Genomic DNA, 12,768 nt, shown 5'->3' with positions numbered 1-12,768 from the left:
GGTTCATTACTATCTTTTTAAGGTTACTTGCCATCTTATACAGAAGGTTGCAAGTTGCATCAAGCTAAAATATATTTAATAAACTATCAAGCAAGGAGTGCTGGTGTATTGGTTGGTTGGCATTTCAATAATCGTAGTTATGATAGGGACGTTGACGATAGCAACATTGAACCTTGTTGAAGATATGGCTCTACCGTTAAATTCGCTCGTAGTGAGCTCTACAATTTGGCTCTTGTTAATCTTAACGATGGTTATCTTACTTCTCGTTATTCAGCGTAATGCATTGTTACCGCTATCAACTAAATCAACTAATAGCTCTCTTCTCAAATATAAAGCACAGAAGATAACCTTGCCTTTTAAATTCATCCGTTATCTGCTGGTGATTGTATTGGTAGGCCTACTCATTATCGGCAGTGCACTGGAAGCTTTGTCTGGCTATCAACAAGCAGAGAGTACGAAAATTGATGTACCTATGCGAGTCCAAGCGTTGGTTACTATCGAGGGTATCAGCGATAGCGTCTATAATCCTGAAATAAACAGTGGCTATCGGCAAGTGGTAACCTTACAAGCCGTGTCGCCATTAGTCTCCGAATTAACCTCTCAAGATTTACATGCACAAACACGCGATTATATTAATAATAGCCTAAGCAATAGTAATTTACATGATAAGAATTTATATGATGACACTGGTATAGGTTTAGAATATCGCGTATTACTCAATGCCTATTCTAATAAATCATCTAATAATAAGCAGACATCAGATCTCAATAATTTACAGCCTGGCGATCAGCTGCTAATGACCTTGAATCTTATGCCTTTAGCTACCTCCGAGCAATCAATCAATAATCCAACGGGTTTTGATAGCTATCGTTGGCTACGTAGTCGTCATATTGATGGTATGGCGACTATCATTGCGATTGGAACATCCGTTAATTCATTAGACAGTGCGTCAGCTTCGAATTCTGCGTCTGAATCATTCTTGAAACGTTTGCGTACTCACATTGACCAATGGCGTTGGCAACTGCGACAACACTTTTATCAAAACTGGGCGGCGCAAACCATAGCTGAGCAGCAAGCAAAAGCAGTAACATTGAGTTTGCTCACCGGTGATCGCAGTTTAATTAACCGTGACACTAAAGATTTATACCAACTGGCTGGTATCTCCCATCTTTTGGCTATTTCCGGCACCCATGTTTTGTTTTTAGCAATTATGCTCGCAGGTGCAGCCGTATTGTTAGTCGATCGCATGGGGTCTGCGCTATATCGTGTTATACCGCGTTGGCAAGTGCGCTGGTGGGTCATGATTAGTGCCGCCTTTATCTATGCTTTGTTTACAGGTTTTGATGTACCAGCTGCACGTACTGCTTGGATGTTGCTGATAGTAGGATTGGTACGATTAACGCTACTACCGATTAGTACTATGCGTGTATTGCTAGCACTGGCAGTGCTGATGGCATGGCATGATCCTTATGTGTTATGGCAGGCAGGTTATTGGCTATCTTTTATCGCAGTAGCATTATTGCTTAAATATGATGATATGTCGCACCAGCAAGACAAATCAGTTTTGCCACAGCAGTATCGACCTAGTATTAGTCATGATAATCGTACAAGCAATATTTTTCTCACGCAATTATGGATAACGGGCAAACGCATATTCAAACTGCAGTTTTGGTTATTTATCGCGCTGCTACCGATAACGTTGCTATTATTTGGTAAGGCATCGTTGTGGGGGCTAGTCATTAACCTATTTGCTATTGGTTTGTTCGGCTGGATAATCGTCCCATTGAATCTGTTAGCAGGACTTTGTTATCTCGTACTGCCTGCGGTGGCTGATAGTATTTGGTCATTGGTAAGTATGATAGTCGCAGGCTTACATGAACTAATAATGTGGTTAACCTCGTTACCATCACTATCAGATGCATGGTTATATACACCAGTGAACATGGCTATATTATTAATGGCCTTATTGGCTATGTTGCCATGGTTGCTACCGCGCGGGCTTATCAGTCGCTGGCTAGCACTACCGCCACTGAGCTTATTAGTGATGACGGTGTATGCCAATCAGCAGTCATTAGCGATAACGCCAACCCTATATGTGCTACCAACTGGCGATCAATATTTGAGCGCTACGGTGCTGCAATATCCAGTAGTAAATGATAAGACTGATAAAAAAAATAGCAATAGCAATAACAGTACATTGATTTCAGCTAACGTTAGCTGGCTATTTTTAGCAGATCATAGACCATTTGATAAAAGGACGATGTCAAGCGCACTGACTGCAGATAAGTTGACCGCAAGTTTAGAGCAACAGCTACGGACTTTATCGATTAAGCATTTAGAAGGTATCGTCGTACAAACCAATGCAACAGCACTAATGAGAACATTCCCTAGCAAGAATGGAAATAGTAGTAATGCTAAGACTAATACCCAGCTGCTACCAATGACTGTATTGCAGCTACGTCAAAGTATACCTACCAATCAATATTGGCAAGCAGGACGTCATGAACGCTGGACGGCCTACCAACAGTCATATCTAGACAGTAATCAATCTACGAAAAAAACAACGATCAGTGCTCAAAATTGCGAGCAAGGTAAGAATTGGCAGCTGGCTAATGGTGCTTTAACACTGCATGCTATGACAGGCTGGAGTGAAATAGAGGATAATAGCGTTTGGGATTGCACCATAGCAATTGACAGTCAGCAACCAATACGTGTGGTTCGGTATAACGCTAACGACCCACAACAATCCCTGCTTGCAACTACTCAGATACTTAATCCAATGACATTACAAGCTACTCAACAAAGTCCTTATCAAAATAAACAAAACGAACAAGACAAGTCTTATAAAGCGCGTATTATCTTGGATGCTGATACTCACCAGCGCATTTGGCACATGTGGTCATTGCTGTGTTCAGCTGAGTCATTTACTAATGACAAGACTTCAAGTTATCCTATACAGTGGCTTGGTCACAGCGCATCGCAGATATCTGCTGACGTACTAAAGCGCCAACAGGTTGATGAAATAATTACTCACGATCATAATCCCTTAGAAGTAGCATTGAGTTTCAACACGCCCTAACATCATAATATGATGATAATTCACGGTTTCACTATTGAACCATGACTAAAATACCACCATACTTAGTGGCCTATTAAGACAGAATATTCATATATTTCAATTTTTACTATATTTATGTTCTAGACCATTTTTTTTATTGTTTTAGATTGTTTCTTACCTAGGAAGTTATATGCCCAACTGGCCACCAGACCCTAATAAACGTCCTGATAATTCAGAAAATCAGCCGGTAACATCGCAGCAAATCTCGCCTAATCAGCCAAGTGGACAAGAATGGCGTCTCATTGAAAAAACTTTATTAGCCAGTGTAGAAGAGCAGCGCCGCTCAAGGCGTTGGAGTATCTTTTTCAAATTGCTCACTTTCGGTTATATCCTATTGTTATTTTTAACGGTAGGTCGTAGTTGCACTAGTGAAGCGCCCTCTGGTCTGGACGGAATTGATACCAGTAAGCCACATTTAGCCGTAGTTGAACTACAAGGGACGATAAGTAACGCTGACGCTGCCAATGCCTATGACATTAGCAAAGCATTGACGCGCGCCTTTGAAAATAACAACTCAAAAGCGGTAGCGCTAGAGATTAACTCACCTGGTGGGTCTCCGGTACAATCAGATGAAATCTGGCAAACCATGATGGACTTGCGTCAAGAGTATCCAGATAAGAAGCTCTATGCTGTTATTGGTGATATTGGTGCATCTGGTGCTTATTATATTGCATCAGCTGCAGATGAGATTTATGTTAATCCATCAAGTTTAGTGGGTTCTATTGGCGTCATTATGCCAAGCTATAATATCGAAAGCCTGATGGACAAAGTAGGTGTTGAAGATCGTACTATCACGGCTGGCGAGTATAAAGATATCTTGAGCCTGTCACGTCCGTTAAGTAACTACGAAGAGCAACATGTCGAAAAAGTCCTCGCTAATACGCATAAGCACTTTATCAATGCCGTAAAAGAAGGTCGTGGCGACCGTTTGAAAAATCCAGAAGACAACAAACTATTCTCAGGATTGTTTTGGACTGGTGAGCAATCGATAGCTTTAGGATTAGCCGACAAGACTGGTAGTATTGCAAGTTTGGAAAGAGATTTAAAATTAGACAATGTGGTTAACTATACGCCGATGGATCCGTTCCAAATGTTTATGGATCGCTTCGCAGTCAAACTAGGCGCAGGCGTTGGTTCAAGTATCAATCTTGATGTATTACCGCAAGAAGATGGTAACGTGCAAATGCGTTAAGCATTTTATGTTTTATATTTAATGTGTATGATTGTTGAGGCTGAGCATATAGTTATGCTCAGCCTCAGTTATATATGATGTTTCATAATTCTAAATAACGTACCAAATAATAATATGAACCAATGAGAGCCTGTCATGAGTGAAATCAATTTGCAGACCTTTGCATCGTTGCCTGTATCCAAAATAACCCAGAAGCCGGTCATCCATTTCGCCCATGCCAATGGGATGCCAAGTGCGGTCTATCAACCATTCTTTGAGAAGTTGGCTGAGTTTTTTACGATTGAATATATACCGATGCTAGGTGGCGATCCAAATTATCCTGTTGATAATCATTGGCGCAGTCTAACCCAGCAGATTATCGATAGTGCACAGACTGCCTGCGAAAAACATGGTGTTACGCAAGTGATAGGAGTTGGGCATTCACTTGGTGCTATGTGTACCTTGCAGGCGTTATACCGTGCACCCGAAATCTTTAGTCAAGCGGTACTCATGGACCCGCCTTGGATTTATGGCAAGTCCAGTTTGATTTGGCATGTGGCAAAGGCGGCTGACAAGCTACCCCTGATGGATAATCGCATGATGGATAAGTTGTCACCATCCGGAATATCTAAGAATCGTCGTGACGTTTGGGACAGTCGTGCAGATGCTTACGAGAAGATGCGTCATAAAGGTTTTTTTAAGCATTTTGATGAACGTAGTTTTGAGGGCTATATTCAGCATGGCTTATGTGAGCGCGCAGATGGCAAAGTAACGTTGGCAATCCCTAAAGACAGTGAGGTTGCTGTGTTTCGTACCAATCCATCTTGGTACTGGTTATCGCCTAATCGCAGGCCTAAACCGCCAGTTACGCTGATTATTGGAGAAGATAGTATATTTTTAAAGCGTCGTTTCCCGCAGCAAATACAAACACGGCTGGGTATTCCTTACGAAACGCATGCAGGTGGTCATATGTTTCCACTCGAGCATCCAGAATCTGTAGCATTACAGGTATTAACATTAATTAAGCAGCAACTGCCAACGTAAAGGCTAGATATTATTAATATTAATTTTCTATTAGAATTGACAGTTTACCGTTTTGAGTCATAACGTTATGCCAAACCATGCCACCGCTTCGAACGATGTATTGACACTGCAGTCTAAGCGTTTACCATTATTTTCACGCTTAGGTGCATTTCTACTTGTTATAGGGATGGTCATCGCTTTTTTTGGCAGTCAATTGATTGGGATATATATCGCTGGCAAGCTATGGTTGCCAGCCGTCAAAAACTCAACAGTGGGTGATATATTCTTTTTTGGTAGTAATGATGGAACAGTAGTAAGCGCATCGATTATTATTAGCTGCGTGTTACTAATGGCACTCAGCTATTTGATTGTGCGCTTAAAATCTGGTGACATGCGTCAGTATTTAGCACTCAAACCGTTCTCAATAGCAGTCGGCATGGGTATGCTTGGATTGCTATTGATATTTATGATTGGCAGTCAGGCATTGACTTACTTGTTGGATAAATCACCACTGGTCTTCGTAGATCCTTTATATCAATCTGTCAGTTCAGTGTGGTTGTTAATCTTTGCAATGGTGATTGTCGCACCGATATATGAAGAGCTAGTCTTTCGCGGTATATTATGGTCAGCCATTGCTGAGCAGTTTGCTGCAACGTCATATTCAAGGCAGCGCGGTACACTGGTAGCGAGTATCGTGACTAGCCTTATATTTGCCGTTATTCATCTGCAATACGGCATTTATGAAATCACTACTATCGTGGTACTAGCATTTATATTTTGCTATGCGCGGATTAAATCAGGCTCGCTAATACTGCCAATGCTATTACACATTATTAATAATGGTGTTGCTATGTGGCAGTATTTAGCACAAGTGGCTTAGTCAAAAATCTGTTTAGCCAAAATAAGCTTAGTCAAAACAGTCTTACCCAAAACAAGCTACGCATCAGGGTTTAACTGTAGAACCTCCGATGCTGCCTGCTTGATATCTTCAATCGTTAAATGAGGCTTACCACTTAACGCTTGTCGCCACTTGCGTGCGCCAGTCATTCCTTGGAACAGTCCTAAGTAGTGTCGCGCCATCGTAGAGAGTGCTTCACCTTTTGCGACCTGCTCATCCAGATATGGATACAGCTGCGCTAAAATATCTGAACGTTTGGGTACAGGTTGCCCCCATAAGCTATTGGCTTCTGCTAATAGATAAGGGTTGTGATAAAAGGCCCGTCCAATCATTACCCCATCAATGTGCTGCAAGTGCGCTGCAATATCGGCTACTGTATCGATACCACCGTTAATTTCGATCTCAAGCTCTGGGAAGTCTTGCTTGAGACGATAGACATCATCATAACGTAGCGGCGGTATCTCACGGTTCTGCTTAGGACTAAGACCTTGTAGCCATGCGGTACGTGCATGAACGATAAAGCGCGTGCAACCAGCAGCGGCCACAGTTTGTACAAAATCTGCCATGAACTCATAACTGTCAAAATCATCAATACCAATGCGATGCTTAACCGTCACTGGAATATCGACAGCAGCCTGCATGTGCTTCACTAAATCAGCGACCGTATGGGGTTCTGCCATTAGGCAAGCGCCAATCTTATTATGCTGTACGCGGTCAGAGGGGCAGCCAACATTGATATTGACCTCGTCGTAACCATGCTGCTGGGCAAATTCAGCACACTGAGTCATTTCGGTAGTGTCTGCACCTCCTAGCTGCAATACAACAGGATGTTCAAGTGCATCAAAGCGTAAATGCCGCGCACGGTTGCCATGGATTAACGCACCGGTACTGATCATCTCGGTGTATAAATAAACTTGCGGATTAAAGAGCCGCGCAAAGTAACGATAATCTGTCGTTGTCCAGTCAATCATCGGTGCGACTGAGAGTCGTTTATTGGTCATATCAACCATGGTTGTTAAGCCTTAATATTTTATTTTTTAAATATTTATATTGGATGCAATGGGTTAAAAAGATTATTACACTCAACTTTTAAACGAAGAAGTTATAAAAATGAATAATAGGTAAGTTGAATAATACCGATGCTAAATAAGCTGATTGATTTTTTTATATTCGGGCAAATTATAAAAATAAACCCCCATAATAATTCCAATACAGCCGATAAAAGCGATGTACAGTGCTGGTGAAAAACTTACAAACGTAGTGGCATAGCCAAGCCCAAAAGGTACTGATACGCCTACAATACCATAGGTCACGTTGTAGCAAAACGCCATTCCTGTTAGGCGTACATTGGTCGGAAATAACTGTACGAAAATAGCTGGCACCATTCCAACAATGCCAGCACAAAATCCTAAGAGTGCATACATGATTAAAATATAATCGCCACCAGCCTGCATATGGTAAAAAAAGGCAAACATTTGAGCGATTAGTAAGATAGAACCAGCGACTAAAATTTTACCGAAATTTTGATAGTTAGATAGTATTCCATAAAACACACAACCAAAAATCATAAACACAATACCTAAGCTGTGTGAAAACCCAAACAAATCTTTGTCCAAGCTAAAGCGCAATTCAATCAAGTCTGGGAGCAATAGTACGATTACGGTAGTAATGCTAGAAATAATCAAAGTTAACATCATGCCAATAAATATTGAATGTTTACAATGCTTAAAGAGTAATGTGAATGGTTTGGCAACATAGTTACTAGGCTTTGACTTGTTCATCTCTAAAAAAAACGGTGACTCGTCAATAAAGCGCCATGCCAATAATGGCAAAAAGCTCATGGCCGCTGCAACAAAAAATGGCAAGCGCCAACCATAAGTGGTTAGTTGCTCAGGAGTCATAGAACCAGTCAGCCATACAAAAAAAGCGTTGGATAGTAGCACGCCTATAAAAAAACTGGCGGTCACATAACTACAGCCAACTGATAAATACTGCCGTGGTACATGCTCTGCCACAAAAACCCAAGCTAATGGCACATAAAGACCAAACGCCATGCCTTGTATAAGCCTTAGTATTATAAATAAGGCTGGAGCTACTAATCCCCATTGTGCATACGTTGGCAAACATGCCATTGCCAGCAAACTACCTGCGATGATCAGCATACTGATTAATAAAGTCGGCTTACGGCCCTTGATATCACCATATCGACCAAGAATGATGCCACCAAGCGGTCGTGCCAAATAGCCCACGGCAAAAAGCCCAATTCCTCGAAGTTTTAGAACATCAGGATTGGTACTAGCGGGGAAAAAAGCAGAGGACACAATGTCTGCAATATATAAATAGATCAGAAAGTCGAAAAAAGCAATAGCGCTGCAAAAGCAGATAAATAGAACGATATTTTTGTCTTTAGAAGACATTAGTGCATATTGAGAACGAGACGGCATAATAGATCACGCATCCACATATTAAAGTGGTTGTTAAGACGGTCATCATGGAGATAACCGGCCATAATGAAAAGCGGCAAACCAACATAATTAGATGCTGATTTGCCGAAAAAATAAATTAGAACGTTTTAAGCTAAGAGGATTTTGCTTGAAAGCCCACTAACCAATTTAAGGACATCTTTAGAAATTAAACAGTTTTAAATTTTATAATAGCCAGTCGATAGGTAGCCAAGACATGATAGTGAGCCATACGTGGTCAGAGAAACCTACTCGTGGCTCTGAATTATAAACCACCTTTTTACCATCTTCGATGGTATGCCACTGTAACTGATTGTTATCTATTAACTTTACTTCGTAGGCTTGACTCAATAGATCATCACTAAGCGCCTCATGCAACTGACTGGCTAGCTCATCATCATTGATAATTACACCCATCTCAGTATTAATGTTAGCTGAACGTGGATCAACATTATAAGAGCCAATGAAGACCTGATGGTCATCTACAGCAAAAGTCTTAGCATGTAAGCTGGTTGATGACTGACTGCGCGCTTTCCATAATTTATTTTCACGTTTCTCTTCACTAGCAGTCGATTTTAGCTCATATATTTTGACACCAGCACCCAGCAAGTGAGGACGCCATTTACTATAACCAGAATGCACTGCAGTCACGTCAGTAGCATCAAAAGAGTTGGTCAAAATCTTTATATCGATACCTGATTCTGCCAACTGTACCAGAGTATCTACTCCATCCTTAGTTGGGACAAAATACGATGAAATGATAGTGAGCTTTTTAGACGGACTGCCTAATAAGGTACGTAATTGATGAACCAAGTTGCTATCGGTAGGAACTGTTTTGGTTAATTTTCCAACGTCATCACTCAAAAACTGCATGTCTGTCCAACGAAATGGCACGCGTTTATTGACCAAATCAACATCAATAGAGGAGTCTTCAATAGCTGTTTTGTAGATAGCTAAACTGCTGCGTGAACTACTCTTTTCATCTTCATCTAACTTATCTAAACCGATTAAAAAATTACTGGTAGTCCCTTTATCTAGAGTAACCAGCGTTTCGATATCAAAAGATATCGGTGCCGACCAGTAGCTCATAAAGCTATTATCAATATCTGCAACCACTTTGCCGATGAGCAGCACATCTAAATCAGCAAATTGACTGTTTTGATCATTACTAAGATACTCATTGCCAATGTTACGACCGCCAATAACGGTAATCTGCTTATCGAAAGTCATGCTTTTATTATGCATGCGCCGATTGATACGTGGCAGACCAGTGACAAAGTTCATCGCTTGGAACTTGCGGTGCATCAAGGGATTAATAATACGTACAGCAATATTTGGATGACTGGCAAAACGCAGTAAATGCTGATCAAATTTTGCATCGTTATTAAAGTCATCGAGCAACAAGCGTACAATAACTCCGCGCTCAGCTGCTTCCCATAAGTCTTTCAATAGTAATTGACCTGCCTGATCGTCATGCCAAATATAGTACTGCACATCAATACTGCGAGTAGCCATATCAGTCAAAATGCTACGTGAGGCAAAAGCGTTCGCACCAGTTACAATCGGATGATAGCCTGATAACTCAGGGTGAATGTCATTTTGTTCACTAATGGCTGCAACCAAGTCGGTATTACTAATGTCAGTATTTTTACTTTGAGAGCTGTCTAGGCTACTGTCTTGTTGGTATAAAGCATTAACGCGCGCTGATAGCGCTTGGCTTTCAGGCAAATGTGGCTGCTTTGGCAAGCTTTGGCATCCACTAAGGCCTAAGGTTAGTCCAAGTGTTAGACTCAGCGTCAAGCTGCTTGGCTCTATACTTAACATCGACATAACTGGTTTACCTTAATGAGCTTAAAAAAGTGAGCTTAAAAATATACTGGAATTTATACAGACTAATGTAGAGTAATAATAGCATTGTTTATGAGCTATATAATAGCAACGTTTAGAACACGAATTAAATCGCTGCTTAGCTTAGCAGGTGTCGCAATATCTGCCTATTAAAAATACGTTATTTTTCTTAGACTGAGCTATTAATCGAGTTGAAGCGACAACTTATCGTAGGCTCTATCGCTTGGCAAGATAGTTTTCAAAAATAACCTTTTAGGAATACTCAAAACTAATCATCAATTTTAGCTGTCTTGAAAGATATAGGTAGTTAGCAGCGATACCTGAAAGCTACTAACTAAACCTACTAACTAAACCTACTAACTGAAATCTAATGTCTGAAATATAGTGGCATGATATGATAAACGCCTTCATCAATCTATAATTAGAAAGATAAGCAGTAATCTTAATACTAACCATAGCAACGGAAAACTTATGAGTCAGTCGCAAGTGCAAGATGAAAGTAATCTAAATAAATTAGATCCAAACTGGCGTAATGATGCCTTAGATTTAGGCCTCGATTATGGTATGCAGACCATTGCGGTTCGTGCAGGGCAACACCGTACTGACGAAGGCGAGCACTCCGAACCTATATTTACTACCAGCTCTTATGTCTATACCTCAGCAAGCGATGCCGCTGCGCATTTTGATGGCACCAAGACTGGTAACGTCTATTCACGGCATACCAATCCAAGCGTGCGCACCTTTGAGCGTCGTTTAGCAGCACTTGAAAATGGCGAGCGCGCTGTCGCTACAGCTTCAGGCATGGGCGCCATTTTGACCATGTGCTTAGCCTACTTAAAGGCAGGCGATCATCTGCTTGCCGCCAATCAATTATTTGGCTCATCTATTGGGCTATTCAATAATTATATGGCTAAGTTCGGCGTTGAGGTTAGCTACGTCGATTGTTTCGATAATGATGCATGGGCAAATGCCATACAACCAAATACTAAAGTGATTTATTGCGAAAGCCCGAGCAATCCTTTGGCGCAGATTTGTGATATCGGTTATTTAAGTCAGCTATGTAAAGCTAACGATGTGTTACTAGTCGTTGATAATTGTTTTGCTACGCCAGCGCTGCAACGCCCATTAGATTTGGGTGCTGATGTGGTGATTCATTCTGCAACCAAATACTTAGACGGGCAGGGTCGAGTATTGGGTGGTGCGCTGGTCGGTAGTGATAAGCTGATGCAAGAGGCATTTACAGTCGTGCGCTCAGGCGGTATCAGTATGAGTCCGTTTAATGCATGGGTCTTTACCAAAGGACTTGAGACACTTAAATTACGTATGCAAGCTCACTGTGCCAATGCTAATAAAGTAGCAGCGTTCTTGGTCAGTCATCCTAACGTCAGTAAAGTGCACTTTTCAGGACTCTCTGATCACCCATCTCACGAGCTTACCAAGCGTCAACATCATATGAATGAAGGCTATGGCGCCATCATGGGTTTTGAAGTTGAGGCATCTGCTCATGCGGATAGCCGTGATCCAAAGGTTGCTGCTTGGCATGTTATCGACTCGACTCAAATGGTCTCTATCACCAACAACTTAGGGGATGCCAAAACCACCATTACGCATCCTGCGACCACAACTCATTTTCGACTGACACCTGAGGCGCGCGCTGAGGCTGGTGTCAAAGATGGGCTTATCCGTCTGTCAGTAGGTCTAGAAGATGTAGAAGATATTATCAAAGATTTGGCGCGTGGTTTAGACAGTTTATAAAGATGACGGTATAATCAACGTTATCGTATCAATTTTATGATTAACAGCTATTCATCATTTATCATCCATTACTATAAAAGAAAGAGGCAATTATGAACATTCAAGCACTTATGCAACAAGCACAGACGATGCAAAAGAAAGTTGAAGCCAATGTTGAGACGGCAAAAAAGGATTTAGCTAATAAAGAAGTCCATGCAGAAGCGGGTAGTGGTCTAGTAAAAGTCACTATGACTGGTCGTCATGTGGTCAAGCGCTTAAGTATTGATCCAAGCTTGCTTGAAGATGAGCCTGATATGATTGAAGACTTAATCGCTGCTGCTATCAATGATGCGGTTCGTCAAGCGGATGAGCTCTATGAAGAAACGATGGCTGGCGCGACTTCAGGCATGGGTCTACCACCAGGTATGCAAGGTTTATTCTAAGCCTTAATTTGCGGTAAATACTGCATATTGAAGACAATAATGGGGTTGTTATCTATAGGATGCGACCCCAT

9 protein-coding genes are annotated in these 12,768 nt (G+C 41.4%); 6 read left to right on the top strand and 3 right to left on the bottom strand.

Annotation, left to right across the window (positions count from 1 at the left end; genetic code table 11):
- The first annotated feature begins 103 nt into the window (after positions 1 to 103).
- The 4 genes from AK825_RS09365 (at position 104) to AK825_RS09350 (ending at position 6,192) form a co-directional block, all read left to right on the top strand.
- The gene (locus tag AK825_RS09365) at positions 104 to 3,079 is read left to right on the top strand and encodes a ComEC/Rec2 family competence protein (protein ID WP_068036564.1); all 2,976 of its coding nucleotides are present in this window, start codon (positions 104 to 106) and stop codon (positions 3,077 to 3,079) included.
- Between the two features lie 169 nt (positions 3,080 to 3,248).
- Complete coding sequence (sppA, locus tag AK825_RS09360; RefSeq protein ID WP_068036563.1) at positions 3,249 to 4,310, top strand: signal peptide peptidase SppA; 1,062 nt, start codon at positions 3,249 to 3,251, stop codon at positions 4,308 to 4,310.
- Positions 4,311 to 4,445: 135 nt separating this feature from the next.
- The gene (locus tag AK825_RS09355; RefSeq protein ID WP_068036562.1) at positions 4,446 to 5,333 is read left to right on the top strand and encodes an alpha/beta hydrolase; all 888 of its coding nucleotides are present in this window, start codon (positions 4,446 to 4,448) and stop codon (positions 5,331 to 5,333) included.
- Positions 5,334 to 5,400: 67 nt separating this feature from the next.
- On the top strand, positions 5,401 to 6,192 hold the full coding sequence (locus AK825_RS09350; RefSeq protein ID WP_068036561.1) for a CPBP family intramembrane glutamic endopeptidase: 792 nt from the start codon (positions 5,401 to 5,403) through the stop codon (positions 6,190 to 6,192).
- A gap of 56 nt (positions 6,193 to 6,248) precedes the next feature.
- On the opposite strand, the gene dusA is transcribed toward AK825_RS09350, so the two are convergent.
- The 3 genes from dusA to AK825_RS09335 all read right to left on the bottom strand — a co-directional run bounded on the left by dusA (position 6,249) and on the right by AK825_RS09335 (position 10,502).
- Complete coding sequence (gene dusA, locus AK825_RS09345) at positions 6,249 to 7,220, bottom strand: tRNA dihydrouridine(20/20a) synthase DusA (RefSeq protein ID WP_068036560.1); 972 nt, start codon at positions 7,218 to 7,220, stop codon at positions 6,249 to 6,251.
- Positions 7,221 to 7,352: 132 nt separating this feature from the next.
- Positions 7,353 to 8,627 carry an MFS transporter gene (locus AK825_RS09340; protein ID WP_227514159.1) on the bottom strand — a complete coding sequence of 425 codons (1,275 nt, stop codon included), beginning with the start codon at positions 8,625 to 8,627 and terminating at the stop codon, positions 7,353 to 7,355.
- Between the two features lie 231 nt (positions 8,628 to 8,858).
- Positions 8,859 to 10,502, bottom strand: coding sequence for a phospholipase D family protein (locus tag AK825_RS09335; RefSeq protein WP_068036557.1), 1,644 nt, complete (start codon positions 10,500 to 10,502; stop codon positions 8,859 to 8,861).
- A 489-nt stretch (positions 10,503 to 10,991) separates the two neighbouring features.
- Between AK825_RS09335 and AK825_RS09330 the strand changes: the two genes are divergently transcribed.
- Both AK825_RS09330 and AK825_RS09325 read left to right on the top strand, forming a co-directional pair.
- Positions 10,992 to 12,275: an O-succinylhomoserine sulfhydrylase gene (locus AK825_RS09330; protein ID WP_068036556.1), complete on the top strand. Its 1,284-nt coding sequence runs from the start codon at positions 10,992 to 10,994 to the stop codon at positions 12,273 to 12,275.
- Between the two features lie 92 nt (positions 12,276 to 12,367).
- On the top strand, positions 12,368 to 12,697 hold the full coding sequence (locus AK825_RS09325) for a YbaB/EbfC family nucleoid-associated protein (protein ID WP_068036555.1): 330 nt from the start codon (positions 12,368 to 12,370) through the stop codon (positions 12,695 to 12,697).
- Positions 12,698 to 12,768: the final 71 nt, after the last annotated feature.

Source organism: Psychrobacter sp. P11G5, assembly GCF_001593305.1.
Taxonomy (GTDB): domain Bacteria; phylum Pseudomonadota; class Gammaproteobacteria; order Pseudomonadales; family Moraxellaceae; genus Psychrobacter.
Note: the sequence above shows the minus strand (reverse complement) of the source record. Positions and strands in the feature narration are given on the sequence as shown.

Bases quoted from the DNA above. Each gene is read 5' to 3' on its own strand.
- sppA (WP_068036563.1), top strand. From the start codon at position 3,249: ATGCCCAACTGGCCACCAGACCCTAATAAACGTCCTGATAATTCAGAA.
- AK825_RS09355 (WP_068036562.1), top strand. From the start codon at position 4,446: ATGAGTGAAATCAATTTGCAGACCTTTGCATCGTTGCCTGTATCCAAA.
- AK825_RS09350 (WP_068036561.1), top strand. From the start codon at position 5,401: ATGCCAAACCATGCCACCGCTTCGAACGATGTATTGACACTGCAGTCT.
- dusA (WP_068036560.1), bottom strand. From the start codon at position 7,220: ATGGTTGATATGACCAATAAACGACTCTCAGTCGCACCGATGATTGAC.
- AK825_RS09340 (WP_227514159.1), bottom strand. From the start codon at position 8,627: ATGTCTTCTAAAGACAAAAATATCGTTCTATTTATCTGCTTTTGCAGC.
- AK825_RS09335 (WP_068036557.1), bottom strand. From the start codon at position 10,502: ATGTCGATGTTAAGTATAGAGCCAAGCAGCTTGACGCTGAGTCTAACA.
- AK825_RS09330 (WP_068036556.1), top strand. From the start codon at position 10,992: ATGAGTCAGTCGCAAGTGCAAGATGAAAGTAATCTAAATAAATTAGAT.
- AK825_RS09325 (WP_068036555.1), top strand. From the start codon at position 12,368: ATGAACATTCAAGCACTTATGCAACAAGCACAGACGATGCAAAAGAAA.